At 54.3% G+C, this 26,610-nt stretch carries 24 protein-coding genes; 16 read left to right on the top strand and 8 right to left on the bottom strand.

The window, feature by feature from the left end; translation table 11 throughout:
• Positions 1-35 precede the first annotated feature (35 nt).
• The 4 genes from dauA to lolB all read right to left on the bottom strand — a co-directional run bounded on the left by dauA (position 36) and on the right by lolB (position 4,531).
• Positions 36-1,718, bottom strand: a complete 1,683-nt coding sequence (dauA, locus tag OGY09_RS21700; protein ID WP_071692414.1) for a C4-dicarboxylic acid transporter DauA — start codon at positions 1,716-1,718, stop codon at positions 36-38.
• 124 nt (positions 1,719-1,842) lie between these two features.
• Positions 1,843-2,790 carry a ribose-phosphate diphosphokinase gene (prs, locus tag OGY09_RS21695; RefSeq protein WP_001518537.1) on the bottom strand — a complete coding sequence of 316 codons (948 nt, stop codon included), beginning with the start codon at positions 2,788-2,790 and terminating at the stop codon, positions 1,843-1,845.
• 269 nt (positions 2,791-3,059) lie between these two features.
• Complete coding sequence (gene ispE / locus OGY09_RS21690) at positions 3,060-3,911, bottom strand: 4-(cytidine 5'-diphospho)-2-C-methyl-D-erythritol kinase (protein ID WP_032943712.1); 852 nt, start codon at positions 3,909-3,911, stop codon at positions 3,060-3,062.
• Positions 3,908-4,531 (bottom strand): lipoprotein insertase outer membrane protein LolB, encoded by a 624-nt coding sequence (gene lolB / locus OGY09_RS21685; protein ID WP_003833422.1) that lies wholly within the window; start codon positions 4,529-4,531, stop codon positions 3,908-3,910. Before lolB ends, ispE begins: the two co-directional genes overlap by 4 nt.
• A 211-nt stretch (positions 4,532-4,742) precedes the next feature.
• Here lolB and hemA point away from each other — a divergent pair, with 211 nt between their 5' ends.
• The 6 genes from hemA to kdsA are packed head-to-tail and all read left to right on the top strand — an operon-like array spanning position 4,743 to position 10,046.
• On the top strand, positions 4,743-5,999 hold the full coding sequence (hemA, locus tag OGY09_RS21680; protein ID WP_003833420.1) for a glutamyl-tRNA reductase: 1,257 nt from the start codon (positions 4,743-4,745) through the stop codon (positions 5,997-5,999).
• A gap of 40 nt (positions 6,000-6,039) precedes the next feature.
• A complete protein-coding gene (gene prfA, locus OGY09_RS21675; protein WP_003020786.1) occupies positions 6,040-7,122 on the top strand; it encodes a peptide chain release factor 1 in 1,083 nt (360 codons plus the stop codon).
• Positions 7,122-7,955, top strand: a complete 834-nt coding sequence (gene prmC, locus OGY09_RS21670) for a peptide chain release factor N(5)-glutamine methyltransferase (RefSeq protein ID WP_032943710.1) — start codon at positions 7,122-7,124, stop codon at positions 7,953-7,955. The genes prfA and prmC overlap by 1 nt, the downstream gene beginning before the upstream one ends.
• Entirely contained in the window at positions 7,952-8,344 is a 393-nt protein-coding gene (sirB2, locus tag OGY09_RS21665; RefSeq protein WP_032943708.1) for an invasion regulator SirB2, read from the top strand. The genes prmC and sirB2 overlap by 4 nt, the downstream gene beginning before the upstream one ends.
• Positions 8,345-8,346: 2 nt before the next feature.
• Positions 8,347-9,156, top strand: a complete 810-nt coding sequence (sirB1, locus tag OGY09_RS21660; protein ID WP_003020775.1) for an invasion regulator SirB1 — start codon at positions 8,347-8,349, stop codon at positions 9,154-9,156.
• 35 nt (positions 9,157-9,191) lie between these two features.
• Positions 9,192-10,046 carry a 3-deoxy-8-phosphooctulonate synthase gene (gene kdsA, locus OGY09_RS21655; RefSeq protein ID WP_003020772.1) on the top strand — a complete coding sequence of 285 codons (855 nt, stop codon included), beginning with the start codon at positions 9,192-9,194 and terminating at the stop codon, positions 10,044-10,046.
• A 67-nt stretch (positions 10,047-10,113) separates the two neighbouring features.
• Here kdsA and bdcA read toward each other — a convergent pair whose 3' ends face one another.
• On the bottom strand, positions 10,114-10,827 hold the full coding sequence (bdcA, locus tag OGY09_RS21650; RefSeq protein WP_286590956.1) for an SDR family oxidoreductase: 714 nt from the start codon (positions 10,825-10,827) through the stop codon (positions 10,114-10,116).
• A gap of 72 nt (positions 10,828-10,899) precedes the next feature.
• Between bdcA and OGY09_RS21645 the strand changes: the two genes are divergently transcribed.
• Together OGY09_RS21645 and OGY09_RS21640 are read left to right on the top strand one after the other, a co-directional pair.
• Complete coding sequence (locus OGY09_RS21645; RefSeq protein ID WP_032943704.1) at positions 10,900-11,493, top strand: TetR/AcrR family transcriptional regulator; 594 nt, start codon at positions 10,900-10,902, stop codon at positions 11,491-11,493.
• 91 nt (positions 11,494-11,584) lie between these two features.
• Positions 11,585-11,872: an amidohydrolase family protein gene (locus tag OGY09_RS21640; protein WP_125362637.1), complete on the top strand. Its 288-nt coding sequence runs from the start codon at positions 11,585-11,587 to the stop codon at positions 11,870-11,872.
• Between the two features lie 92 nt (positions 11,873-11,964).
• Here OGY09_RS21640 and chaA read toward each other — a convergent pair whose 3' ends face one another.
• Positions 11,965-13,065, bottom strand: a complete 1,101-nt coding sequence (gene chaA, locus OGY09_RS21635) for a sodium-potassium/proton antiporter ChaA (RefSeq protein WP_003833407.1) — start codon at positions 13,063-13,065, stop codon at positions 11,965-11,967.
• Between the two features lie 400 nt (positions 13,066-13,465).
• Here chaA and chaB point away from each other — a divergent pair, with 400 nt between their 5' ends.
• Both chaB and OGY09_RS21625 read left to right on the top strand, forming a co-directional pair.
• Positions 13,466-13,696, top strand: a complete 231-nt coding sequence (gene chaB / locus OGY09_RS21630) for a putative cation transport regulator ChaB (RefSeq protein WP_008784971.1) — start codon at positions 13,466-13,468, stop codon at positions 13,694-13,696.
• 196 nt (positions 13,697-13,892) lie between these two features.
• Entirely contained in the window at positions 13,893-14,588 is a 696-nt protein-coding gene (locus tag OGY09_RS21625) for a gamma-glutamylcyclotransferase (RefSeq protein ID WP_016156738.1), read from the top strand.
• A gap of 54 nt (positions 14,589-14,642) precedes the next feature.
• Here OGY09_RS21625 and OGY09_RS21620 read toward each other — a convergent pair whose 3' ends face one another.
• Positions 14,643-14,888, bottom strand: coding sequence for a DUF1883 domain-containing protein (locus OGY09_RS21620; RefSeq protein WP_003020763.1), 246 nt, complete (start codon positions 14,886-14,888; stop codon positions 14,643-14,645).
• A 262-nt stretch (positions 14,889-15,150) separates the two neighbouring features.
• Positions 15,151-15,504 carry a DsrE/DsrF/TusD sulfur relay family protein gene (locus tag OGY09_RS21615; RefSeq protein ID WP_003833402.1) on the bottom strand — a complete coding sequence of 118 codons (354 nt, stop codon included), beginning with the start codon at positions 15,502-15,504 and terminating at the stop codon, positions 15,151-15,153.
• 73 nt (positions 15,505-15,577) lie between these two features.
• Here OGY09_RS21615 and nasR point away from each other — a divergent pair, with 73 nt between their 5' ends.
• The 6 genes from nasR to OGY09_RS21585 all read left to right on the top strand — a co-directional run bounded on the left by nasR (position 15,578) and on the right by OGY09_RS21585 (position 26,588).
• A complete protein-coding gene (gene nasR, locus OGY09_RS21610) occupies positions 15,578-16,759 on the top strand; it encodes a nitrate regulatory protein NasR (RefSeq protein ID WP_080685923.1) in 1,182 nt (393 codons plus the stop codon).
• A gap of 222 nt (positions 16,760-16,981) precedes the next feature.
• Entirely contained in the window at positions 16,982-18,241 is a 1,260-nt protein-coding gene (locus OGY09_RS21605) for a CmpA/NrtA family ABC transporter substrate-binding protein (RefSeq protein WP_008784967.1), read from the top strand.
• Position 18,242: 1 nt separating this feature from the next.
• Positions 18,243-19,118 (top strand): nitrate ABC transporter permease, encoded by an 876-nt coding sequence (gene ntrB / locus OGY09_RS21600; RefSeq protein WP_032943702.1) that lies wholly within the window; start codon positions 18,243-18,245, stop codon positions 19,116-19,118.
• A gap of 9 nt (positions 19,119-19,127) precedes the next feature.
• A complete protein-coding gene (locus OGY09_RS21595; RefSeq protein ID WP_032943701.1) occupies positions 19,128-19,916 on the top strand; it encodes an ABC transporter ATP-binding protein in 789 nt (262 codons plus the stop codon).
• A 10-nt stretch (positions 19,917-19,926) separates the two neighbouring features.
• On the top strand, positions 19,927-23,991 hold the full coding sequence (gene nirB / locus OGY09_RS21590) for a nitrite reductase large subunit NirB (RefSeq protein ID WP_080685922.1): 4,065 nt from the start codon (positions 19,927-19,929) through the stop codon (positions 23,989-23,991).
• The gene (locus OGY09_RS21585) at positions 23,988-26,588 is read left to right on the top strand and encodes a nitrate reductase (RefSeq protein ID WP_032943699.1); all 2,601 of its coding nucleotides are present in this window, start codon (positions 23,988-23,990) and stop codon (positions 26,586-26,588) included. Before nirB ends, OGY09_RS21585 begins: the two co-directional genes overlap by 4 nt.
• Positions 26,589-26,610 lie beyond the last annotated feature (22 nt).

The raw sequence follows: 26,610 nt of genomic DNA, 5'->3' as shown, positions 1-26,610 counted from the left end.
CAATCCGGCGGCGTTTCGCCTGGCCGGGCTACACGTCAGCGGATATCTGCTAGCGCAGCATCTTTATTCGGGAAGAACGTCAGGCGCCCGGCAATCGGCTGAATACCCGCGCGCGCCATGGTTCGTAGCGGCTGGAATTCCAGATTACTGATGCGTAATTCACAACCTTCCGGCAGACGTTTTACAAAGCGCTGGAAAGCGTCCAGACCACCGGCATCCAGTACCGGGACCGCGTCCCACTTCAAGACTACGATGCGTTTACCTTCAATACGCGACTCAAGATCGGTAAATAATCCTTCCGCCGCGGCAAAGAACAGCGGACCAATAACGCGCAGCACCAGCACATCGTCCGGTACGTCTACGTTGACCGGCGCCAGGCGAGTCATGCGCGCAATACGGCGCATAAACAGCAGAGAGGCGAGAACGATACCGACGCTGATGGCAATAACCATGTCGAACAGTACCGTCAGCGACATACACATCAGCATGACAATGATGTCGTCTTTCGGTGCATGGCGCAGCAAATCCACCACTTTATGCGCTTCACTCATGTTCCATGCCACCATCAGCAGCAGGGCGGCCATGGCGGAAAGCGGTAACCAGGAAAGCAGCGGTGCAAGTACCAGCAGGGCAAGGATCACCAGAATCGCGTGGATAACCGCAGAGATTGGCGAGGTCGCCCCGGCGCGGACGTTTGCCGCAGAGCGGGCAATTGCCGCTGTGGCGGTGATACCGCCAAAGAATGGTGCCACGATGTTACCCAGCCCCTGGCCAATCAACTCGCTGTTAGCTTTATGCTTGGTGCCGGTCATCCCATCGAGTACGACGGCGCACAGCAGAGATTCAATCGCCCCCAGCATCGCCATCGAGAAGGCTGCCGGTAACAGCGCCTGTAACGAGCTCCAGCTTAGGGTAAAGTTTGATTCCGGCATATTCCACGGCAGGACCAGCTGCGGCAGCAACTGCGGGATACCATTACCCTGTGAGCCGTCAGCCAGAATGTAGTGGAACTGAGAACCAATGGTGGCGACATGGCCGCCGGTCAGGTTCACGATACCCATTACCGCACAGCCTGCCAGCAGTGCGGGAAGGTGACCCGGCAGTCGGATCCCCAGGCGCGGCCAGAAAATCAGGATCCCCAGCGTCACTACGCCAATGGCGGCATCGCCGAAATTGATGGTCGGCAAGGCCATAAACAGCGCGCCAACCTTCTGCAGATAGTGCTCCGGGACATGGGCCATCTGCAGGCCAAGAAAATCTTTAATCTGCATGGTACCGATGGTGATACCAATACCCGATGTAAAACCTAACGTTACCGACACGGGGATATATTCGATCAGGCGGCCAAAACGAGCGAGGCCGAAAAGGATCAGGAATATCCCGGACATGAGCGTGGCAACCAGCAGGCCTGCCAGCCCAAACTGTTGCGACACCGGATACAGAATCACCACGAAGGCGGCGGTTGGGCCAGATACGCTAAAGCGCGATCCCCCGGTAAGGGCGATAACAATCCCAGCGACGGCTGAGGTATACAGGCCGTACTGCGGCGCAACGCCACTGCCTATTGCCAGGGCCATTGCCAGCGGAATGGCGATGATCCCAACGGTTATCCCGGCGATCAGGTCACGGGTAAAGCGAGAGGCAGTATATTTTTCTTTCCAACAAGCGTCGATGAGGGCGCGGAAAGGCATCACATGTGAGGAAAATAATCTGTTCACAATAATGTTTCATCCATGAGCGCATCATCTGTCAACTAAATGGCAGGTGAAGGAGGCATAAGTCATACAAATAAGTATTGCAGATAAAAAAACCCGCCGCAGCGGGTTTTTGAGCCGGGCTCGATTAATGCTCGAACATAGCAGAGATGGATTCTTCGTTGCTGATACGACGAATCGCTTCGGCCAGCATACCCGACAGGGTCAATGTACGCACGTTTGGCAGCGCTTTGATTTCGTCAGTCAGTGGAATAGTGTCACAGACAACGACTTCATCAATCACTGAGTTGCGCAGGTTGTTTGCCGCATTACCTGAGAAGATCGGGTGAGTGGCGTAAGCAAATACGCGTTTAGCACCACGTTCTTTCAGTGCTTCTGCTGCTTTGCACAGCGTACCGCCGGTATCGATCATGTCATCAACCAGAACACAGTCACGACCTGCAACGTCACCAATAATGTGCATCACCTGAGAAACGTTCGCACGCGGGCGACGTTTGTCGATGATAGCCATGTCGGTATCGTTCAGCAGTTTAGCGATAGCGCGGGCACGCACGACGCCACCGATATCCGGAGAAACCACAATCGGGTTGTCCAGGTTCAGCTGCAGCATGTCTTCTAACAGGATCGGGCTACCGAATACGTTATCAACCGGTACGTCAAAGAAGCCCTGGATCTGTTCAGCATGCAGGTCAACGGTGAGGACGCGGTCAACGCCAACGCTGGACAGGAAATCAGCGACGACTTTAGCGGTAATCGGTACACGAGCGGAACGTACGCGACGATCCTGACGTGCATAGCCGAAGTAAGGAATAACGGCGGTGATACGGCCTGCGGAAGCACGGCGCAGCGCATCAACCATAACGACCAATTCCATCAGGTTGTCGTTAGTAGGGGCACAAGTGGACTGGATGATGAAAATATCACCACCGCGTACATTTTCATTAATTTGTACGCTGACTTCGCCGTCGCTAAAGCGACCTACAGCGGCGTCGCCGAGTGAAGTGTACAGGCGGTTGGCAATACGTTGTGCTAGTTCCGGGGTGGCGTTACCAGCAAAAAGCTTCATATCAGGCACGAGAAGAACCTCAGGCATGCGTCCATTGGTGGAAAGAATCTGCCGAAAACTGTGCGGGCCAGGCAGTATCCTCTCCATGCGGTGTATTAAAGAGCGCGATGCAACGTCTGGAACAGGGTGACGTTGTCACCGCAACTCAGCTTGCCCGGCTTACTCGTTGTCCTTCGCGTTTCATTTGCGCTGGCATCAATTCCTCACACCAGTTACATACTGAAGTTGTATGCACCTGGCGATTCGTCATTTCGCCATCTTCCTGAAATCCGAAGGATTTAGAGTAACGCTCTGTGCAATGGGGAGAGGTTGACGCCTTTCGCCACAAAGCCTTTGAGCCATTCCGGGGCTTGCTCAAGCACCTGGCGAGCACGAGACTCAGTGTCAAATTCAGCAAAGACACAAGCCCCTGTACCAGTCAGGCGCGACGGCGCGTATTCTAACAGCCAGGAAAGCGCCGCATCAACCTCGCGAAAACGTTTTCTTGCGATAACCTCGCAATCATTGCCGAATTCACATTTTAGTAACGTTTTTATTGACCTTTTTGGCGTGTTGCGCGGGAGGTCGGGATCGTTAAAAATCACCGGTGTCGGAATACTGACTCCCGGATGAGCAACCAGATACCACTTTTCCTCAGGCTCGACCGGCGTCAGAATTTCGCCTACGCCTTCGGCAAAAGCCGCATGGCCGCGCACGAATACGGGAACATCCGCCCCCAGCGTTAAGCCGAGTGCCGCCAGTTCATCAACTGAAAGTCCGCACTGCCAGAGATGGTTCAGCGCCACCAGAACGGTTGCCGCATTAGACGAACCTCCGCCAAGACCGCCGCCCATCGGCAGGCGTTTGTCGATACTGATGTCCGCACCGCTCCCTTTGGGAAGGCGATTGCTTTCAGATGCCGCTTTCATCAGCAAACGTGCCGCACGGACGATCAGATTGTCTTCATGCGCAACGCCTTCCACTGGGGTTAACAGGTGAATTTCGCCGTCGCTACGCGGTGCAATATCTATCGTGTCGCCATAATCAAGAAACTGAAATAAGGTCTGCAGCGTGTGGTAACCGTCCGCACGCTGTCCGGTGATGTATAAAAACAAATTCAGTTTTGCCGGAGAGGGCCAATGGGTCATCATTTCACAATCCAGTTATCCATTTTCAGCTTAATACGCTGGGAGCCGTCGGACAGCTCCATGTTTGCTGGCATCGCTGGCTGGGTTTTGCTGTCGTAGGCGCTATAGACCACTTTCCAGTTTTTACCGTCTTTGCTGTAGTTCACTTCACTCAGACGATATTGGTCGTCGAGCTTATAATCGGTGGCGTCACCTGGCAGTCCAAGGATCCACTGGCGCAGGCTGTTTAATGGGATAGGCATGCCGGTCAGTTTGCCGATCATCTCTTCAGCGTCGTCGGCGGTGTAATGTTTGCCTTTGTTATCGACCAGTTCGACGTTGCCAGGCTGCGCATTAAGTTCCAGTTCCGTGCTGCCCAGTGGGTTGGTCAGCAGGAGACGATAGCGATCCTGACCGGTTTGCTGCCAGAAAAAGCGGGCATACACTTTCTGTTGATCGGAAATATAGGCAAACGCACCACGCGTCTGATACTGGTTCAGGGCGCGAACTTCCTGTTGGTGCTGGCGCCACTGCGGAGAATCGGGGCTTTTACCGGGACCTTTAGGCGCGTTGAGCGTACAGGCAGTAAGAACCAGGGCCGCCAGCGGCAGCAGGCGAATCAGGCGAAAATCAGGCAGGGTCATAATGATGACAAATCCTTGAGATACGTTGCAGTTATAACTCTTAATGCTAGCGCCGCCATCAGACATCGTCTACGTTCAAGTTATCTTAAATCGCTTAAATTTGTGCACTAAGCTATTACTCCAAAAGGGGTCAGTCTCTTTTATTGACCGCACGCATCCTGTATGATGCACCCAGTCTAACCTTATCAACGCTGGTACTATTCCCGCACACATGACCCTTTTAGCGCTTGGTATTAACCATAAAACGGCACCTGTATCGCTGCGAGAACGCGTAACGTTTTCGCCGGATACGCTCGATCAGGCGCTGGACAGCCTGCTCGCGCAGCCGATGGTGCAGGGCGGGGTAGTGCTGTCGACGTGTAACCGCACGGAGCTGTATCTCAGCGTTGAAGAGCAGGATAACCTGCAAGAAGCGCTGGTTCGCTGGCTGTGTGAATACCATAACCTCAATGAAGAAGATCTGCGCAACAGCTTGTACTGGCACCAGGACAACGACGCGGTCAGCCATTTGATGCGTGTTGCCAGCGGTCTGGATTCACTGGTGCTCGGTGAACCGCAAATTCTGGGGCAGGTGAAAAAAGCGTTTGCGGATTCGCAAAAAGGTCACCTGAACGCCAGTGCGCTGGAACGCATGTTCCAGAAATCATTTTCTGTCGCAAAACGTGTACGTACAGAAACTGACATCGGCGCCAGCGCCGTGTCGGTGGCGTTTGCCGCCTGTACCCTGGCGCGGCAGATATTTGAATCGCTCTCCACGGTAACCGTGCTGTTAGTCGGTGCGGGCGAAACCATTGAGCTGGTAGCGCGACATCTGCGCGAGCACAAAGTGAAGAAAATGATCATCGCCAACCGCACTCGCGAGCGTGCGCAGGTGCTGGCGGATGAAGTCGGCGCCGAGGTGATTTCACTGAGTGATATAGACGCGCGTTTACAGGATGCCGATATCATTATCAGTTCTACCGCCAGTCCGCTGCCGATTATCGGCAAAGGAATGGTGGAACGTGCGCTTAAAAACCGCCGCAATCAGCCTATGTTGCTGGTGGATATCGCCGTACCGCGCGATGTCGAGCCGGAAGTGGGTAAATTGTCTAACGCCTATCTGTACAGCGTTGATGACCTGCAAAGCATCATTTCGCATAACCTGGCCCAGCGCAAAGCGGCGGCGGTGGAAGCCGAAACGATAGTGGAGCAGGAAGCCAGCGAGTTTATGGCCTGGCTACGCGCCCAGGGCGCAAGCGACACTATCCGCGAGTATCGCAGTCAGTCAGAACAGATCCGTGATGAACTGACCGCCAAAGCGTTGGCCGCTCTTCAACAGGGCGGTGATGCGCAAGCCATTATGCAGGATCTGGCCTGGAAACTGACCAATCGCCTGATTCATGCACCAACCAAATCACTTCAACAGGCCGCCCGTGACGGGGATAGTGAACGCCTGAATATTCTGCGCGACAGCCTCGGGCTGGAGTAGCAGCACACCAATCTTATTTTTACAGGGTGCATTTACGCCTATGAAGCCTTCTATCGTTGCCAAACTGGAAGCCCTGCATGAACGCCATGAAGAAGTTCAGGCGCTGCTCGGTGATGCGGGTACTATCGCAGACCAGGATCGCTTTCGTGCGCTGTCGCGCGAATATGCGCAATTAAGCGATGTATCTCGCTGTTTTACGGACTGGCAACAGGTTCAGGAAGATATCGAGACGGCTCAGATGATGCTCGACGATCCTGAAATGCGTGAAATGGCGCAGGATGAACTGCGCGAAGCAAAAGAGAAATGTGAGCAGCTGGAACAGCATCTGCAGGTCCTGCTATTACCTAAAGATCCCGATGACGAACGTAACGCCTTCCTCGAAGTGCGCGCGGGAACTGGTGGTGATGAAGCGGCGCTGTTTGCCGGCGATCTGTTCCGCATGTACAGCCGTTACGCTGAATCGCGTCGCTGGCGGGTTGAGATCATGAGCGCCAGCGAAGGCGAGCATGGCGGGTTTAAAGAAGTCATTGCCAAGATTAGCGGCGAAGGCGTTTACGGGCGACTGAAGTTTGAGTCTGGCGGCCATCGCGTGCAGCGCGTACCTGCGACGGAATCGCAGGGGCGTATTCATACCTCTGCCTGTACGGTCGCGGTTATGCCGGAACTGCCGGATGCCGAACTGCCGGACATCAACCCGGCCGATCTGCGTATTGACACCTTCCGTTCATCAGGCGCGGGCGGTCAGCACGTTAACACCACCGACTCCGCAATCCGTATTACCCACTTACCGACCGGTATCGTAGTGGAATGCCAGGACGAACGTTCACAGCATAAAAACAAAGCCAAAGCGATGTCGGTGCTGGGGGCGCGAATTCGTGCGGCCGAAGTGGCAAGACGTCAACAGGCGGAAGCCTCTGAGCGTCGCAACCTGTTGGGCAGTGGCGATCGCAGCGATCGTAACCGTACCTATAACTTCCCGCAGGGTCGTGTGACCGATCACCGCATTAACCTGACGCTCTACCGTCTGGATGAAGCGATGGAAGGCAAACTGGATATGCTCATTGAGCCGATTGTCCAGGAATACCAGGCCGACCAACTGGCGGCGTTGTCCGAGCAGGATTAATGGATTATCAGCACTGGCTGCGTGAGGCGATTAGCCAATTACAGGCAAGCGAAAGCCCGCGCCGTGACGCCGAGATTTTACTCGAGTTCGTTACTGGCAAAGGGCGCACCTTTATTCTGGCTTTCGGCGAAACGGAGTTAACCGAGGCGCAGCGTCAACAGCTTGATACGCTACTGGAGCGGCGTCAGCGGGGAGAGCCGGTGGCACACTTAACCGGTGTGCGCGAGTTCTGGTCGTTGCCGCTGTTTGTGTCTCCAGCTACGCTTATTCCGCGTCCGGATACCGAGTGTCTGGTGGAGCAGGCGCTGGCTCGCCTGCCGGCCTCAGCGTGTCGTATTCTTGATTTAGGAACCGGCACGGGTGCCATTGCGCTGGCGCTGGCGACCGAGCGTCCGGATTGTGCGGTGACTGCCGTAGACCGCATGCCCGATGCCGTGGCACTGGCCATTCGCAACAAGCAGCAACTGGGCATCGACAATGTTTGTGTGCTGCAAAGTAACTGGTTCAGTGCATTGCAGGGACAGCAGTTTGACATGATTGTCAGCAATCCGCCGTATATCGACGAACAGGATCCGCACCTGGCGCAAGGCGACGTTCGCTTTGAACCGCTGTCGGCGCTGGTGGCGGGCGATCAGGGGCTGGCGGATATCGTGCATATCATCGACCAGTCTCAGCGCATGTTAACGCCCGGCGGCTATCTGTTGCTGGAACATGGTTGGCAGCAGGGCGAGGTCGTCCGTGATGCCTTTACTCGTGCGGGTTACGTGGCAGTTGAAACCTGTCGTGACTATGGCGGCAACGAGCGAATTACGCTTGGACGCATCCCATCATGAGTACCTTCGGTGTGTTACTCAACGTCCATCTCATCAGCATTGCGCTTTCGGTTGGTTTGCTGACGCTGCGATTTTGGTGGCGTTACACCGACTCGCGCCTTGCCTGCGCGCGCTGGACGCGCATCGTGCCGCCGGTTGTCGATACCGTTTTATTACTCAGCGGCGTAGCGTTAATGGTTAAAGCGCACATCCTGCCATTCACTGAGCACGGGACATGGCTGACTGAAAAGCTGTTTGGGGTTATCATTTACATCGTTTTGGGTTTTATTGCGCTCGATTATCGTCGGGCGCGCAGTCAGCAGGCGCGATTAATCGCTTTTCCGCTGGCGTTGGTGGTGCTGTACATCATCATTAAACTCGCCACCACAAAAATACCGTTACTGGGGTAAGCATGAGGTCGTTAGCTGATTTCGAATTTAATAAAGCGCCATTGTGTGATGGGATGATCCTGGCGTCGGAGTCTATCCGTCTGGATTTTCCAACACAAACTGTCTATGACGAACTGGAACGTCTGGTCAGTCTGGCGCAAGAAGAAATTAGCCAGCTCCTGTCTCAGGATGAGCAACTGGAAAAACTGCTGGCACTTTTTTACGGCGAATGGGGGTTTACGGATACCCACGGCGTCTATCGTCTTTCTGATGCACTATGGCTTGATCAGGTACTGAAAAATCGTCAGGGCAGCGCCGTATCCCTGGGTGCGATCTTATTGTGGATTGCCAACCGACTGGAGCTGCCACTGGTGCCGGTGATTTTCCCGACACAACTCATCCTGCGTATTGAATCGCTCGATGGCGAAATGTGGCTAATCAATCCGTTCAATGGCGAAACGTTAAATGAGCACACGCTGGAAGTGTGGCTGAAGGGGAATATCAGCCCGGTCGCGGAGCTGTTTAATGAAGACCTGGATGAGGCGGATAATGCAGAAGTAATTCGTAAGCTGCTCGACACGCTGAAATCATCGCTGATGGAAGAGCGGCAAATGGAGCTGGCGCTGCGTGCCAGCGAAGCATTATTACAGTTTAATCCTGAAGATCCGTATGAAATACGCGATCGTGGATTAATTTACGCGCAACTGGAGTGTGAACATGTTGCGCTGACCGATTTAAGTTATTTCGTTGAACAGTGTCCGGAAGACCCGATCAGCGAAATGATTCGTGCGCAGATTAATACTATTTCGCACAAGCAAATTGTATTGCATTGATTAATGACACTTTACCTACCGTTTAAGGCGATCCTATGAAACAAAAAGTGGTTAGCATTGGCGACATCAACGTGGCAAATGACCTGCCGTTCGTGCTGTTTGGCGGAATGAACGTGCTGGAATCCCGCGATCTGGCGATGCGCATTTGTGAGCACTACGTAACCGTTACTCAAAAGCTGGGTATCCCTTACGTGTTCAAAGCCTCCTTTGATAAAGCCAACCGTTCTTCCATCCACTCTTACCGTGGACCGGGCCTTGAAGAAGGGATGAAAATCTTCCAGGAACTGAAGCAGACTTTTGGCGTAAAAGTGATCACCGACGTTCACGAAGCCAGCCAGGCTCAGCCTGTTGCTGACGTGGTGGATGTGATTCAGCTGCCGGCCTTCCTCGCTCGTCAGACCGATCTGGTGGAAGCGATGGCGAAAACCGGTGCCGTTATCAACGTGAAAAAACCGCAGTTCGTAAGCCCGGGCCAGATGGGCAATATCGTGGATAAATTCCATGAAGGCGGCAACGACAAAGTAATTCTGTGCGACCGTGGCGCGAACTTTGGTTATGACAACCTGGTTGTGGATATGCTGGGCTTCAGCGTGATGAAGAAAGTTTCTGGCAACTCGCCGGTGATTTTTGACGTTACCCATGCGCTGCAATGCCGTGACCCGTTTGGCGCAGCAAGCGGCGGTCGTCGTGCGCAGGTTACCGAACTGGCGCGCGCAGGTATGGCGGTAGGTCTGGCCGGTCTGTTTATTGAAGCGCATCCGGATCCAGCCAATGCGAAATGCGACGGTCCATCCGCGCTGCCGCTAGCGAAACTGGAACAGTTCCTGACTCAGATTAAAGCGATTGATGACCTGGTTAAAAGCTTCGACGAGCTGGATACCGAGAACTAAGAAAGTATTGCAGTCCGGAGAGATATCTCTTCGGACTGCTGTTTGAGAAAAGTGTTAAGGGTGGCCGTCAGGCGCCAAACGCACCGTCAATTGTATGCATTGCCCCCGTCACAAACCCAGCCTCAGGGCCTGCAAGCCAGGCAACCATTCCCGCAACTTCCTCTGGACGGCCATGTCGTTTTAGCGCCATAAAACTGTGCATCACCTCTTTCAGTGGGCCATTTTCCGGGTTGGCATCGGTATCAATAGGACCCGGTTGAACCACGTTTACCGTAATGCCCCGCGATCCAAGATCACGTGCCAGCCCCCGGGCCAGCCCTTGCAGTGCTGATTTGCTCACCGCATAAGAGGCCAGGCCAGCAAGAGGCATACGGTCGCCATTCACAGAACCAATAATGATAATGCGTCCGCCGTCAGGCATCTGTCGTGCCGCTTCCACGGCCGCATAGTATGGGGAGTGAATGTTAATCCGGAACAGGCGCTCCACGTCATCCGGATCCTGCTCCAGCGCATCACCAAACAGAATAATGCCTGCATTAACTACCAGCACGTCCAGCGGGCCGCTTTCGCGTACCCGGTTGATGACGGCGTTACGATCGGCGCTATCGGTTTGCGCTGTCTGGGTACCCGTCTCATCAGCAAGCGCTTTGGCAGCGTCAGGGGAGCCTGAATAGGTAAAGGTAACCGATGCGCCATCCGCGGCAAAACGGCGCACGATAGCCGCGCCAATCCCACGACTGCCGCCAAGAACCAGAACTGACTTGCCGTTAAAAGAAGACATGAGGTACTCCTTGAACAATTATGTAGTGATCGATATATAATAGGTGCACAGTTTTCTGTCAATGGATTTGTAATGAGCACTACAAAATGCACTCGTGCACCTGGACGCCCACGTAATTTTGATCCAGAAATGGCCGTTGCCAAAGTACAACCCTTGTTTCACGCACATGGCTATGACGCGGTTAGCGTGGCGGATGTCACCGCGGCGTTGTCGATCAAGCCCCCCAGTTTCTATGCTGCTTTTGGGAACAAAATCGGTCTTTATAAACGTGTTCTTGACCGCTACGTACAAACTGAGGCGATCCCTTTTGATGACATTCTTCGCCCCGACAAACCCGTTTCTGCATGTCTTACCGATCTGCTTGAAGAGGCGGCGCGACGTTATGCCGCAGATCCGCATACGCCGGGATGTTTGGTCCTGGAGGGCACGCACAGTAACGATTCGCAGGCGCGGAAGGTCGCGCGGAATTTCTACTCGGCTGCCGAACATAAAATTCACGACTTTATTGCACAGCGGCATCCTAAAGAGGCTGACAGCCTGACTGATTACGTCAGTACCACAATGCTTGGCCTGTCGGGAAAAGCGCGTTGCGGGCATTCGTTCGAACGTCTGCTAGCCAGCGCGCGAATCGCCAGCGTAGCGGTGCGGCATCAGCTTTCCAGATGATCATCACAAGATTAGGTAGATAAATATGATGGGGAAAATGGGAACTTAATCAGGCGGTGCCTCATATCAACCCGCATTAGAGCAGGGGGTTATCGTTGTAGGTGGTACGGATGCGACGCGGATTGGTGTTGCAGGAGTATGGCATGCCATTGAATATCATGTAACAGGTAAAGCACTCGACGGCACGGTACGCCATGATGCGCGCCAGTTAAGCCGAGAAGATGCTTTAAAAATGTATACCCTCAATGCCGCCTGGATAGCTTTTGCAGAACAGCAGAGGGGAAGTTTGCAGGCAGGTAAGCTTGCCGTTTTGCGGTGCTTAATCAGGATATTATGGCTATTCCGGCAGACAAATTGCACCAAACGGAGTCGTTATTAACGTTTGTCGATGGTCAACAGGTTTATCCGGAGCTGTGAGCGGTAAAAGAAAACGGCCCTGAGAAGGGCCGTGGGTTCTATCAGAAAGACTAATCAGGCAAATATCGTCATCAGATAGGCGATAAACAGCGCCAGATGCGCCGCACCGTTAAGCACGTTGGTGCGTCCGGTGGAGAAAGAGATGTGACACAGTACCAGTGATGAAACCATCACAATCATCTCTGGTGCGCCCAGCGCAAAGACCAAATCATTCCCGGTTGCCCATGCGATCAGGGTCACTACCGGAACGGTCAGTGAAATGGTGGCTAATACTGAACCGAAGAACAAATTCATCGCCCGCTGTACCTGATTACTCAGAACCGCTTTCAGCGCACCTAGCCCTTCAGGGGAGAGGATCAGCAATGCGACCAGGAAACCGGTAAAGGCGACCGGCGCATTCAGTTCAGTCAGCAATGTTTCCAGCGGGCTGGCGTTCATTTTGGTCACGGCAATAACAGCGATCAGATGAATGATAAGCCAAGCGGCATGCCACATATTGCTGTGGGCTGACGGTTTACCGTGATGCGGATCGTCGTCGTCACCCTCGTCTTCATGCTCATAAATGAACAGGCTCTGATGCGTTTTAGTTTGTATCAGCAAAAATACGCCGTACATCGCCGCAGAAATTAATGCCACTAATAGCGCCTGGGCGGTAGTGAAATTTGCACCCGGTAAAGCCATCGGGAACACCAGTACAATAATGGCCAGCGGAAACAGGGCGATTAAATACTGCTTAATACCAAACAGATTCATATACTGAGTGGCAAATTTACGGCCACCTAACAGTAATGAAAAACCGACCAGGCCGCCGGTTACGATCATGATGATTGAATATAGCGTATCGCGCATGAGCGTAGGCGCTGCATCGCCGGTCGCCATTAATGCGGAGATTAAACTGACTTCAAGAATAACAACGGACAGGCTGAGGATCAGCGACCCGTAGGGTTCGCCAAGTCGATGTGCTAATACATCAGCATGACGGACAACGCTGAATGCGCTGCTTAATATACCAATAAGGGCCAGCGCATTAATACCGATGACCACTGGTAGTGACTGACTGCTCCCCCAGAAGAACAGTACTACCAGCGCCAAAATCGGGAAGACGAGAGAGGTCTCCTTGTGGCGGGTTTTTACCGCCTCATGTACGTGTGTCATTGAATTAATTCTCCGTCTCTGCAGGTATTTATACCCGTCATACTTCAAGTTGCTTATGCGTTGGCTACGTTCGCTCACTCCAGTCACATAGTTATCTATGCTCCTGGGGATTCACTCCCTTGCCGCCTTTAAGCAACTCGAATTATTTAGGGTATATAATTATAAAAAGTATTAAAGAATGTAAAAAATAACAGAAAACCTGGTTTTGTAGGTGACATTTTACGAAATTTTACTACATCGCTTATTTTTCCTCTCAAAGCGGTCAAAAACAAAATTATTGTTTATAGACTGTTTAATTAACAGAAGGTTAGATGAAGAAATTTTCTATAAATGTCCATTATTGGCGCATCGCCGCATTGTTAACCACACTTAAGGTTTAGCCTAAAAAGAGGAGTTCACAATGCCATATAAATCCAAAAGCGATCTGCCTGAAAGCGTGCAGCATGTTCTGCCAGCCCATGCTCAGGACATCTACAAAGAAGCTTTCAACAGCGCCTGGGAACAGTATAAAGATAAATCTGACCGTCGTGATGATGCTACCCGTGAAGAGACAGCACACAAGGTGGCGTGGGCCGCGGTCAAAAATGATTATCAAAAAGGTGATGATGATAAATGGCATAAAAAGGCGTAACAGTATCAATTATAATGCCTTTATGAACTAGCCAGCATCAGGCGTTAGCGAATCGTGCTACGCCGCGCCGTTGCTGGCTTGCAAGCGAGCGGTGAATTGCCTATTGTCCAGCTATTGGTTTCAAAATGAGCAGCAAAAAAGCCCGGAAGGCGTCAAAAAAGTTGTCGCAGGGAAGCAGCAGTGGCGGAGGTGTAAGGTGTTAACGCGTGATTTTTTATTGAATGCCGACTGTAAGACGGCATTTGGTGCTATTGAAGAATCACTACTCTGGTCAGCGGAACAACGTGCAGCCTCACTGGCTGCCACGCTTGCATGCCGACCAGATGATGGACCGGTGTGGATCTTCGGTTATGGATCATTGATGTGGAACCCGGCCTTAGAATTTGAAGAGTCCTGTACCGGGACGTTAGTCGGCTGGCACCGTGCCTTTTGCCTGCGTCTGACGGCGGGGCGAGGAACGGCGTGTCAGCCAGGACGTATGCTGGCCCTGAAAGAGGGCGGACGCACCACCGGTGTGGCCTACCGTTTGCCGGACGCGTCCTTGGAACAAGAGCTTTCACTGCTGTGGAAGCGAGAAATGATCACCGGCTGTTATCTGCCGACCTGGTGTCAGTTGGCGCTTGATGACGGCAGGACGGTGAACGCACTGGTCTTTATTATGGATCCGCGTCATCCGCTGTTTGAGTCAGACACGCGCGCGCAGGTGATTGCGCCGCTTATCGCCGCGGCGAGCGGACCTTTAGGTACCAACGCCCAGTATCTGTTCTCACTGGAACAAGAGCTGGTCAAGTTGGGGATGCAGGATGATTGTCTTAACGATCTGGTGATCACGGTTAAACGATTGTTGGGAGAGAACCTGCCGGAAGGCGTTATGCGGCCTGGGTTTGCCTGAACCCAGCCTGGAACTGAATGCCCGAAAGCCAGGCGCTTTTCGGGCAATTAACGCTTAGGCTGCAATATAACTTATTGAATGCTCTAGCGACTGGCTGTGGCTGTCAATCAGCACATTCCAGATGCCGGTATAGGGCACGGTCAACCATGCGTTATCACGATCCTGCACGCTTAAGATGTCGGACTGCGTGTCTTTGACGTGATTTTTCTCGCTCATCAGATGGATGTGACAACGCTCGGAACAGCGCACAACCACCGTATCGCCACCAAATAACTTTAAACTCGCCTTCACTAATGCCATTTTTCACCCCGTTCTTGAAAACAACGTACTTTCTGTCGAAAGTGCTGCGTGATGTTGTTCACATTTCACTCATTGCATAACACCAAAGGGGGAGCAACGGGATGCTGATTTTGATCAAAAAATGGCATAACGATTAAACAAAAGTGACAAAATTCCTTAAAAGGGTTGAAAGGGCGTGCTAACGTTCAACGAAACCGCGCCCATCTACGATTAAATCCGGAAATTATCGACACTTTCAGTGTGCTTGCCTGAAAACGGTGTATCAGAAGGTCAGCACTTTATCTGCAGCCAGCGTCCATTGAGCCAGTTCAACCAGCGTGCCGACGGCCACTCCGTCAATTAACGGCAGCGTCGTGATCCCACGGCCATCGGTGCAGGTTTTGCACAGTTTGACCGGCACATTTTGCGCCGTCAGGATCTCCAGCATTTGCTGAATATTGTATCCTTCTGCAGGTTTCTGACCTCGTAATCCCGCGGTTACCGCGTCCGACATTAAAAACAGACGCAGGTCGAGATCCGCTTCCTGTTCGCGCAGGGCGATTGCCAGACGCAGGCTGTTAAATAACGATTCGCTTCCATAGGCCGCACCGTTCGCGACGATCACTATCTTTTGCATTTTTACTCCTGTTGTCAGGGGGGCATGGATATTGCTTATCCTCAGGGATAACCCGTTATCGGTGAGGGCAGAGATGATGACAAATGCACAAAATTCCGGCGCGACGCAATGGTTTCGCCATGCCCGCCAGCTTGAGAACACCCAGCTTCGCCAACTGGCACAGTCCGGTAAGTTGGTAATGCGTATTAGCCATCTGGTGCATATGCTACAGTGCGAACGCGGTGCATCCAATATCTGGTTGTGTTCTCAAGGTACGCTTTATGAGCGGGATGTCCGTGCCAGTCGGGCGCTGGTGGATGAAGAGTGTCGTCAACTGCATATCCTTTTCCAGCACATTATGCCGGTGGCGGGCAGTGCGTTGTGCCACCGCATTGCTGGCACCGTCTGGTGCCTCGATCAGTTAACGACGCTGCGTGAGTCTGTCAGCGGGCAGACTATCGATGCTCAGCAGGCGATGGAGCAGTACAGCCGGACGTTACGCCATCTGCTGGGTATTGTGCCGCAGCTTAACGACAGCATCGATTATCCCCATGTCGCAGGTGGGCTGGTGGCGCTATACAGTTTTATGCAGGGTAAAGAGCTGGTAGGACAAGAGCGGGCGTTAGGGGCCATTGGCTTTACCCAGGGCGAGTTTAACCCTCAAATGCGCCAGGAGCTGGTGGACAGAATAGACGGGCAGCAGCCGTGCTTTGATACCTTTATCTCCCTGGCTTCGCCTGTACTGGTGCAGCATTTTCGTCAGCAATGCGAGGCATCGGGCGCCATCGAACAACTGCGGCGCCAGGCCTGTACGAGACAACCTCAACTCGATAACGGTGAACACGCGCTACGCTGGTTTACCCTACAGACGCAGCGCCTTGAACAATTACGCCATCTCGAAGAGATGTTGATTACCGAATTGCTGAACGCCGTGGCGCGTCGGCTGGCGGAAGAAACCTACGCCTTGCCGCTCGACAACTGGCTTGACGACCGTGCTGACGAACCCCTCTCACTGCGCCGGGATAAACAATTATTGTGGGTTGTTCGCCAGCAGGCTCGCCAGCTGGAGCAAATGAGCGCCCAACTTGCCTCATTGCAGGATGCCTTAGAGGAGCGCAAGGTGATTGATAAAGCAAAAAGCATCCTGATGAATTACCAGCAGGTCAGCGAAGAACAGGCGTGGCAGCTATTGCGAAAAATGGCGATGGATAAAAACCAACGGATGGTCGATATCGCCCGGGCATTGCTTACCGTTAAATCCCTGATGCAGGGATAGCGACTGCACAACAGGCGGGCAGTGTCTGCCATATTTGGGTGCACCGCGGCGTCTGGTACGCGTCGAACCCGCTAAAACCGCCAGTGTAATTCTGGCATCTGAATTGCATTAACTCATACAGACAATTTAGCAGCAGGCCAACGGCGGTCTGACTGTTTTGAGGATAAAGGCGTCCCGCAATGCTTCGGCATTGTTGGACGCCTTTTTTTATGGGGAGCATGTATGGGTGACAGAACAGTTTCGTTAACGCGGCGGCGGTTTTTACAGGCAAGTGCCGTGATGGGGGTCAGCTCGCTGATTCCAGGACTGATGTCTTCGGTCTGGGCGGCGGGGTCTGATGCGCCGGAGATGACTACCGTTCGGGTCGGTTTTATTCCGCTAACCGACTGCGCGCCGCTGGTTATCGCCACGTTGAAAGGTTTTGATAAAAAATACGGCATTACGCTGGTGCCGACCAAAGAGGCCAGTTGGGCTGCAGTGCGTGACAAACTGGTCTCTGGAGAGCTGGATGCGGCTCATGTTCTGTACGGCCTGTTGTATGGCCTGGAACTGGGTATTGCCAGTAAAGCGCAGCCCATGGCCAATCTGATGACGCTCAATCAGAACGGGCAAGCGATCACGCTCTCCGCAACGCTGCTGGAGCAGGGGATTACCGATGCGTCTGCGCTGAAGAAACTGATCGTCTCGCAGGCGCCTGGAACCTATACCTTCGCGCACACCTTTCCCACTGGCACACATGCCATGTGGCTCTATTACTGGCTGGCCAGCGCTGACATCAATCCTTTCACCGATGTTCGCACCGTTGTGGTACCGCCTCCGCAAATGGTGATGAACATGCGCATTGGCAATATGAGTGGCTTCTGCGTCGGCGAACCGTGGAATGCGCGGGCGATCAATGACCGCATCGGTTTTACCGCGGCGACGTCCCAGGATATCTGGCCCGACCATCCGGAAAAAGTACTCGGTACGCGCCGGGAGTGGGTAGAAAAATATCCACATACTGCCCGGGCACTGGTTAGCGCGCTGCTTGAGGCATCGCGCTGGATAGACGCCAGTGAAGCCAATAAACGCGAAACAGCACAAATTCTGGCGCGCCGGGCCTGGCTCAATACCAAAGAAGGCTATCTGACGGCGAGAATGCTGGGCGAGTACGACAACGGTGCCGGTCGTCGCTGGCAGGATCCGCATGCCATCCGCTTTTTTCGCGACGGCGAGGTGAGTTTCCCCTGGCATTCCGATGGCATGTGGTTTCTGACCCAGTTCCGCCGTTGGGGATTGTTGAAGCAGCAACCGGATTATGCAGCCATTGCCGCGCGCATCAACCGGACCGACATCTGGCGCGATGCGGCAGCGGCGGTTGGAGGGATAACACCTCCTGCGAAATTGCTACGAACCAGTACGCTGATGGACGGTTCCGTATGGGATGGCCGCAATCCAGAAGCCTATGCCAACAGTTTTACCCTCCACCGTACAGGAGCCTGAGATGAAACAAAATACGCAGCTTAAATCCCCTGAGCCGGTAGTCGGTGAGGTCATCACGCTATCAACGATGAAGGTCAGAAAGCGCAAAATGCCATGGTCAATGAGGCTTAGTACATGGCTAAGACGCGCCGTACCCGCTCTGTTGGGGATTGCCTTGCTGGTGGTGTGCTGGCAACTGGCCGCCATCAACAGCAAAGGCTTTCCGACGCCGCTGAGCACCCTGGATTCAGCCCTGACGTTGTTTGCCGATCCGTTCTATAACGGCGGGCCGAATGATATGGGTATCGGCTGGAACGTGCTGGCGTCGTTGCAACGGGTCGCGATCGGTTTCGGATTAGCGGCGCTGGTGGGGATCCCGCTGGGCTTTCTGATTGGGCGTTTCACCTTCTTTTCGCACATGTTTTCGCCGCTGATTGCGCTGTTGCGCCCGGTCAGTCCGCTGGCCTGGCTGCCGATTGGACTGCTGTTGTTTCAAAAAGCGGAACCCGCATCGAGCTGGACCATCTTTATCTGCTCTATATGGCCGATGGTGATCAACACCGCCGAAGGGGTGCGGAGAATCCCTGACGATTACCTCAACGTTGCTCGCGTACTGCAACTCTCTGAGTGGACGGTGATGCGGCGGATACTTTTCCCCGCCGTGCTGCCGGCGATCCTCACTGGCGTACGCCTGTCGATCGGCATCGCCTGGTTGGTGATTGTGGCAGCAGAAATGCTCACCGGCGGGTTGGGGATTGGTTTTTGGATCTGGAATGAGTGGAACAACCTTAATGTCGAAAACATTCTCATCGCTATCGTCATCATCGGCGTTGTCGGTCTGCTGCTTGAGCAGGGGCTAATGCTGGTGGCGCGTCGTTATAGCTGGCAGGAAAAATAAGGAGACAACATGAAACCCATTATTCAGGTCCAGGCGGTCAGCCAACGTTTTTCGACCGCCAGCGGTGAGTTCCTCGCGCTACACAATGTTTCTTTTGATATCCATGAAGGGGAGACCGTGAGTTTGATTGGTCACTCCGGTTGCGGAAAGTCGACGCTTTTGAATCTGATTGCCGGCATTACGCTGCCTACTGAAGGTGGCCTGATTTGCGATAACCGCGAAATCGCCGGGCCGGGGCCTGAGCGGGCGGTCGTTTTCCAAAACCATTCGCTGCTGCCGTGGCTGACCTGTTTCGACAACGTAGCCCTGGCCGTCGATCAGGTCTTTCGCCACACCATGAGTAAAGCCGAGCGACGTGAGTGGATCGAACACAACCTGCACCGCGTCCAGATGGGCCACGCGATGCACAAACACCCCGGTGAAGTCTCTGGTGGGATGAAGCAACGCGTGGGCATTGCCCGGGCGCTGGCGATGAAACCCAAAGTCCTGCTTATGGATGAACCGTTTGGCGCACTGGATGCGCTCACCAGGGCGCATTTGCAGGATACGGTGATGCACATCCAGCAGTCGCTGAATACCACCATTGTGCTGATCACTCACGACGTTGATGAAGCGGTGCTGCTTTCCGACCGGGTTCTGATGATGACCAACGGGCCAGCGGCGACGGTGGGCGAGATCATGACGGTTGATTTACCGCGCCCACGCAATCGGGTCCAGCTTGCCGATGACAGCCGATACCACCACCTGCGACAACGCATTCTCCATTTTCTGTATGAGAAACAGCCGAAGGCGGCGTAAGGAGGGGAAGATGACGCGACTGGTCATTGTGGGTCATGGCATGGCGGCAACTCGTCTGATTGAGGCGCTTGTTATGTACAAAAACGGCGGCATTTCCGTCACCGTTATTGGTGAAGAGCCGCAGCTTGCCTACAACCGGATCCAACTTTCCCCGGTGCTGGGGGGAGAAAAGCCCTTTGCGCAAACTTTGCTTCATCCGGCGCAGTGGTATCTCGATCACGGCGTGACGGTTCTGAGCGATGAAGCTGTGTTGGCCGTTGATGCCACCAGCCGCAGCCTGACCACCACAAAACGGCTTTTGTTCTGGGATGAGCTGGTATTTGCCACCGGATCGTATCCGTTTATTCCGCCCATTCCCGGCGTCCAACAACCGCATGTTCATGCTTTTCGCACGATGCAGGATGTCGAGGCGATTCTCCAACGGTCTGGGCCAAAGGTGGTGTTGGGTGGTGGCGTTCTCGGCGTGGAGGCCGCGGCAGCCTTACGTCTTCACGGTGACGATGTCACGTTGATTCATCGCGCGGGAAGGCTGATGGAACAACAGCTTGATCAACAGGCCAGCGATCTGTTGCAGGCACAACTAACAGGACGCGGTATTCGCTGCGAGCTTAGTTCCGGGCTCGTCAGTATCGAAGCCGACTGCGTAACGTTGCTCGATGGCCAGCGTATTGCGGCGAATGGCGTGGTGATTGCCACGGGGGTCAAACCCAATATCACCCTGGCGCAGGCGTGCGGTGTTGTTTGTCAGCAGGGGATCGTGGTGGATGAACAGCTTCGCACCTCAATGCCCGGCATTAGCGCCGTTGGGGAATGCTGCGAGATTAACGGCCAGACGTGGGGACTGGTTGCGCCGTGCCTGAAACAGGCTGAGGTGTTGGCTGCGCGACTGGCGGGTTTTACCGGTGCCGGATTTGGCTGGCAGGCGAGCGGAACGCGCCTCAAGGTGACGGGAATTGATCTGTTTAGTGCAGGCGTAACGGACACGACGGCGACGGATGCCACCCTGAGCACATACGATCCGCTCAGCGGGCACTATCGCCGCTTGCTGACGCGTGATGGAAAACTCCATGGTGTGCTGCTGATGGGCGATTGCCATAGCGCAGCGCCATTAACCGATTTGCTGGCCCAGGGGGCGACAGCCCACTCCGACTGGCTCTTCGACCGCTTTGATACGCAGCCATCGGCTGCAGGACAGATGACGATGACAAAACCGACGCTGGCTGTTGTGGGACACGGTATGGTTGGCCACCATTTTCTTGAGCAATGCGTAAGCCGTAATCTGCATTTGCATTATCACATTGTGGTGTTTGGCGAAGAACGTTATGCCGCCTATGACCGGGTGCATCTGTCAGAGTATTTCGCCGGGCGCAGCGCGCAATCACTTTCGCTTGTCGCTGATGATTTCTTTGCCCGTAGTGGCATAGAGCTACGTTTGGGGCAATGCGTGACCGAGATCGATCGTGAGATGCGCGTCATCCGCAACGCCGACGGACATGAAACCCACTGGGATTCGCTGGTGCTTGCCACCGGATCGTATCCGTTTGTCCCCCCTGTGAAAGGTGGGGACTCACCCGCCTGCTTTGTTTATCGTACGTTGGACGATTTGGATGCCATTGCAGCGAAAGCGAAAAGTGCGCGCCGCGGGGTGGTGATCGGCGGTGGCCTGCTTGGTCTGGAGGCTGCGAACGCGCTGCGTCAGCTTGGGCTGGAAACGCATGTTGTTGAGTTTGCCGCTAATCTGATGGCGGTGCAGCTGGATAACGCCGGTGCCGCGATGTTACGAGAAAAGATAGAGGCGCTCGGCGTTGGCGTCCACACCGCAAAATCGACCACGGAAATTGAAAGCACCACTGACGGACTGGTACTGCACTTTGCCGACGGCGAAAAGCTGGAAACCGAAATGGTGGTTTTTTCTGCGGGTATTCGTCCGCAGGATGCGCTGGCGCGTCGCAGTGGTTTAGATATTGGCGAACGCGGTGGGATTTGTATCGATAGCCACTGTCGCACGTCAGATGACGCCATTTTTGCGATCGGCGAATGTGCGCTGTGGGAAGGGCGAGTCTTTGGCCTTGTCGCGCCGGGATATCAAATGGCGCGGGTAGTCGCCGCACAGCTGGCCGGAGAAGATGTCAGTTTTAGCGGTGCGGATATGAGCACCAAGCTCAAGCTGCTGGGCGTTGATGTCGCTTCTTTTGGCGATGCGCATGCCCGTACGCCGGGCGCGAAAAGCTATCAATGGACGCATGGTCCCGAGCAGATCTACAAAAAGATCGTCGTCAGCGCAGAGGGCAAAACGCTGTTGGGCGGAGTGCTGGTTGGCGATGCTGGCGATTACGCCACGCTATTGCAAATGATGTTGAATGGGATGCCGCTTCCTGGTCAGCCGGAATCGCTGATCCTGCCCGCGCTGGCGGGCGGTGCGCCAAAAGCGCTTGGGGTTGCGGCATTGCCCGATACAGCGCAAATCTGCTCTTGTCATAACGTCAGTAAGGCCGATATATGCCGGGCGGTAAGTGCTGGTGCGACGGACATTGGCGCCATCAAACAGTGCACTAAAGCGGCGACCGGTTGTGGCGGATGCAGCGCGCTGGTGAAACAGGTGATGGAGCACCAACTTGCGGCCCAGGGCGTTGAGGTCAAAAAGGATATCTGTGAACATTTTCCCTGGTCGCGCCAGGAGATTTATCACCTTGTACGGGTGAACCATATCCATACTTTCGAACAGTTGATTAGCCGTTACGGCCAGGGTCACGGCTGCGAAATCTGTAAACCTCTGGTGGGGTCAGTGCTGGCGTCCTGCTGGAATGAGTATCTGCTTAAACCAGCGCACTTACCGCTGCAGGACACGAACGATCGCTATTTTGCCAATATTCAAAAAGACGGTTCCTATTCTGTGGTCCCGCGTATGCCTGCGGGAGAGGTCACACCGGACGGCCTGATCGCCATAGGACAGATTGCGAAACGTTATCAGCTGTACAGCAAAATCACCGGCGGGCAACGGGTGGATCTTTTCGGCGCGCGTCTGGAACAGTTACCCGATATCTGGCGCGAACTGGTGGCTGCGGGATTTGAAACAGGACATGCGTACGGGAAGTCGTTGCGAACGGTGAAGTCCTGCGTTGGATCGACCTGGTGTCGCTACGGCGTACAGGATTCAACGGCAATGGCGGTGATGCTTGAAAATCGCTACAAAGGGTTGCGTGCACCACACAAAATTAAAATGGCGGTGTCCGGTTGTACCCGGGAATGTGCCGAGGCACAGAGTAAGGATGTGGGCGTCATTGCGACGGATAAAGGCTGGAATCTCTATCTGTGCGGCAATGGAGGAATGAAACCACGCCATGCCGATTTGTTTGCCAGTGATTTAGATGATACCGCGCTGATGCGCACTATCGACCGTTTCCTGATGTTCTACATTCGCACCGCGGATCGTCTGCAACGTACCAGCACCTGGATGGATAACCTGGAAGGGGGCATTGCGTATTTGCGTGAAGTGATCCTCGACGACAGTTTAGGGATTGCCAGTGAACTGGAACAAGAGATGGCGCGGGTTGTGGAAAGCTACCAGTGCGAATGGCAAACCACGCTCAGTAGCCCGCAGCGTCTGGCGCTGTTTCGTTCATATATCAATAGTGATGAGGCGGATGAGACGGTTGCCCGTGCGCCTTTACGCGGGCAACCGCAGTTGGCTAAACCTGCATCCAGGGGCCGTGAGTCATTACCGACAAAACCCTGGCAGGAGATATGCGCCCTTGATGCTATCCCTGAGCAGGCGGGTATTGGCGCACGTCTGGGAGATGTGCAAATTGCATTATTCCGCTTTGGGCAGACGATTTATGCCCTTGATAACCTTGAACCCGGTAGCGCTGCGCAGGTGTTATCGCGCGGTATTCTGGGGGATGTGCAGGGTGAGCCGATTGTTATCTCGCCGCTGTATAAACAACGTATTCGTCTGCGCGATGGCCGCCAGTATGACAGCGGAGAACAGGCGGTACGCGCCTGGCCGGTGAAAGTGGAGGCGGGCAAAGTGTGGGTGGGAACTCAGGCGTTGATCCTGCGGGCGGAGGCATCATGAGTGAGACTCGTACAACGTGCCCGTACTGTGGCGTTGGCTGCGGCGTGATTGCGCAGGTAGACGATAATGGCGTCACCGTCAGAGGCGACCCCGAACATCCGGCAAACTTTGGCCGCTTGTGCGTCAAAGGCGCGGCGCTGGCTGAAACCACAGGACTTAGCGGCAGGTTGTTGCAACCGATGGTGGATGGCGAAACGGCGAGTTGGTCGCAGGCGCTGGACACCGCCGGTGAACGTCTGCGCGCTATCATCGCTCAGCATGGACCGCATGCCGTGGCCTTTTATGCCTCTGGGCAACTGCTGACGGAGGATTACTATGCGGCGAATAAGCTGATGAAAGGCTTCATTGGCGCGGCCAATATTGATACCAATTCGCGGCTTTGTATGTCGTCTGCGGTGACCGGATACAAGCGGGCGCTGGGAGCGGATGTCGTGCCCTGCAGTTATGAGGACATCGAACGCAGTGATTTGGTGGTATTGGTGGGATCGAATGCAGCATGGACGCATCCGGTGCTGTATCAGCGTCTGGTGCAGGCGCGTAATGCTAATCCGTCGATGAAAGTCGTGGTTATCGATCCTCGTCGCACCGCAACCTGTGATATCGCCGATCTGCATCTTTCCCTGCTGCCCGGTAGCGATGCTGGGCTGTTTGTCGGCTTACTGAACACGATTGTGGCTGAGGGGAATGCGCAAAGTGAATTTGATGACGCTGTAGAAACGTTTGCTATCGCGCACGACTGGAGCCTCGCGCGTGTGGCGCAGTTTTGCGGGCTGGATGTTGCCGATGTTGTCACCTTCTATGACTGGTTTATGCGCGCGCCAACAGCCATCACGTTATACACCATGGGCATTAACCAGTCTGCCAGCGGTAGCGATAAGTGTAATGCGATTATTAACGTGCATTTGGCCAGCGGTAAGTTTGGTCGACAGGGGTGCGGTCCATTTTCGCTGACCGGGCAACCCAATGCGATGGGCGGCCGGGAAGTTGGCGGGTTGGCGACGCAGCTGGCGGCGCATATGAATTTTGAACCCCAGGATCTTGCCCGCCTTTCCCGCTTCTGGGGGACTGAAAGGTTGGCGCAGACGCCTGGTTTGATGGCCGTGGATTTGTTTGAGGCGATCGGTAAAGGCGACGTTAAAGCGGTATGGATCATGGGGACAAACCCGGCGGTGTCATTACCGGACAGCCATGCCGTGTGCCAGGCGTTGGCAGCCTGTCCACTGGTGATCGTCTCTGAAGTCGTGGCAGACACGGATACCAGCCGCTACGCGCATATTCGGTTTCCGGCGCAGGCCTGGGGCGAAAAAAACGGTACGGTGACGAACTCAGAACGACGGATCTCGCGCCAGCGTGCATTTTTACCTGCGCCGGGTGAGACGAGGGCGGACTGGTGGATCGTTGCGCAAATGGCGAAACAGTTGGGTTTTGCCCATGCGTTTGGCTGGCAAAGCGCATGGGAGGTATTTTGTGAACATGCGGCGCTTTCCGGTTATGAAAACAGGGGGGAACGTGCATTTGATATCGGCGCGTTAGCGGAGCTGACGCATCAACAGTGGGATGAGATGACGCCGGTTCGCTGGCCAGTGAGTACCGGCTCATCAACGCTAAATTTTTGGCAGGGGTGGCGTGGTAACCAACGTTTACGCCTGGTATCTGTTACACCACAGGGGATGAAAACGGCCTGTGATGCCCTCTATCCATTGGTGCTAAACAGTGGTCGCATTCGCGATCAGTGGCACACTATGACGCGGACGGGGACGATTTCACGCCTGATGCAGCACATCAATGAACCGCTGGTAGAAATTGCACCAGAGGATGCCTATCGCTTCAAGCTGAATGAAGGTGCGCTATGCCGGGTTAACTCCCCGCTCGGCGTAATGGTTGGTAGGGTGACCATTTACCGTGGACAGCGGCCAGGGAGCGTCTTCACTTCAATGCATTGGAATAATCATTTTGCCCGTCAAGGGCGGGTAAATGCATTGGTGGCGCCGATTTGTGATCCTGACTCTGGACAGCCGGAAAGCAAACAGACAGCGGTGCGCATTATGGCATGGCAGCCCCGGTGGCTGGGAGAGCTGTTTTGTCGCTCCGCGCTGACGTTTCCGGGGTTCGTTCACTGGTGGCGCAAAAGTGCTGACAATGCCTTGCGTTATACGCTGGCGGGCGACAGCGATATTTCTACGTGGCTGCAACAATATTGTGTGACGCAAAGCTGGCAACTTCAGCAGGCGAAATGGGAGCAGGGACTGAATCTGTTGGCCTGGCATGAAGGAAAGCTGATGCTTGGGCTCTGGTCAGCGGCAACGCTGCCGCAGATTGATGATGCGGCGATCCTCAGCGCATTCGTGCAAACGCCGGAAAATGCTCAGACTCGTCACGCACTGTTGGGCGGGAAACCCGGTGGTATTACGGCTGATAAGGGCGCGACTATTTGTAGTTGTTTTAACGTAGGAGAAAAAGCCATTACCCAGGCTATCGCTAACGGTTGTGATACGGTTCAGGCATTGGGAAAAGCGTTACGTTGCGGGAGTAATTGCGGATCGTGTATTCCGGAACTGAAGACATTACTGGCACAAAAAATCACACTCAATGATTAAGGATATTCCTGAAAATTTGAGA

The sequence above is a fragment of the Citrobacter sp. Cpo071 genome, from assembly GCF_030332765.1.
In the GTDB taxonomy this organism is placed as follows: Bacteria; Pseudomonadota; Gammaproteobacteria; order Enterobacterales; family Enterobacteriaceae; genus Citrobacter; species Citrobacter portucalensis.
The sequence above is the reverse complement of the archived record's forward strand: the minus strand, read 5'-3'. Positions and strand labels throughout refer to the sequence as shown.

Excerpts from the sequence above, each read along its gene's own strand:
- ispE (WP_032943712.1), bottom strand. The coding sequence starts at position 3,911 with ATGATGACCCATTGGCCCTCTCCGGCAAAACTGAATTTGTTTTTATAC.
- lolB (WP_003833422.1), bottom strand. The coding sequence starts at position 4,531 with ATGACCCTGCCTGATTTTCGCCTGATTCGCCTGCTGCCGCTGGCGGCC.
- hemA (WP_003833420.1), top strand. The coding sequence starts at position 4,743 with ATGACCCTTTTAGCGCTTGGTATTAACCATAAAACGGCACCTGTATCG.
- prfA (WP_003020786.1), top strand. The coding sequence starts at position 6,040 with ATGAAGCCTTCTATCGTTGCCAAACTGGAAGCCCTGCATGAACGCCAT.
- prmC (WP_032943710.1), top strand. The coding sequence starts at position 7,122 with ATGGATTATCAGCACTGGCTGCGTGAGGCGATTAGCCAATTACAGGCA.
- sirB2 (WP_032943708.1), top strand. The coding sequence starts at position 7,952 with ATGAGTACCTTCGGTGTGTTACTCAACGTCCATCTCATCAGCATTGCG.
- sirB1 (WP_003020775.1), top strand. The coding sequence starts at position 8,347 with ATGAGGTCGTTAGCTGATTTCGAATTTAATAAAGCGCCATTGTGTGAT.
- kdsA (WP_003020772.1), top strand. The coding sequence starts at position 9,192 with ATGAAACAAAAAGTGGTTAGCATTGGCGACATCAACGTGGCAAATGAC.
- bdcA (WP_286590956.1), bottom strand. The coding sequence starts at position 10,827 with ATGTCTTCTTTTAACGGCAAGTCAGTTCTGGTTCTTGGCGGCAGTCGT.
- OGY09_RS21645 (WP_032943704.1), top strand. The coding sequence starts at position 10,900 with ATGAGCACTACAAAATGCACTCGTGCACCTGGACGCCCACGTAATTTT.
- chaA (WP_003833407.1), bottom strand. The coding sequence starts at position 13,065 with ATGACACACGTACATGAGGCGGTAAAAACCCGCCACAAGGAGACCTCT.
- chaB (WP_008784971.1), top strand. The coding sequence starts at position 13,466 with ATGCCATATAAATCCAAAAGCGATCTGCCTGAAAGCGTGCAGCATGTT.
- OGY09_RS21620 (WP_003020763.1), bottom strand. The coding sequence starts at position 14,888 with ATGGCATTAGTGAAGGCGAGTTTAAAGTTATTTGGTGGCGATACGGTG.
- OGY09_RS21615 (WP_003833402.1), bottom strand. The coding sequence starts at position 15,504 with ATGCAAAAGATAGTGATCGTCGCGAACGGTGCGGCCTATGGAAGCGAA.
- nasR (WP_080685923.1), top strand. The coding sequence starts at position 15,578 with ATGATGACAAATGCACAAAATTCCGGCGCGACGCAATGGTTTCGCCAT.
- OGY09_RS21605 (WP_008784967.1), top strand. The coding sequence starts at position 16,982 with ATGGGTGACAGAACAGTTTCGTTAACGCGGCGGCGGTTTTTACAGGCA.
- ntrB (WP_032943702.1), top strand. The coding sequence starts at position 18,243 with ATGAAACAAAATACGCAGCTTAAATCCCCTGAGCCGGTAGTCGGTGAG.
- OGY09_RS21595 (WP_032943701.1), top strand. The coding sequence starts at position 19,128 with ATGAAACCCATTATTCAGGTCCAGGCGGTCAGCCAACGTTTTTCGACC.
- nirB (WP_080685922.1), top strand. The coding sequence starts at position 19,927 with ATGACGCGACTGGTCATTGTGGGTCATGGCATGGCGGCAACTCGTCTG.
- OGY09_RS21585 (WP_032943699.1), top strand. The coding sequence starts at position 23,988 with ATGAGTGAGACTCGTACAACGTGCCCGTACTGTGGCGTTGGCTGCGGC.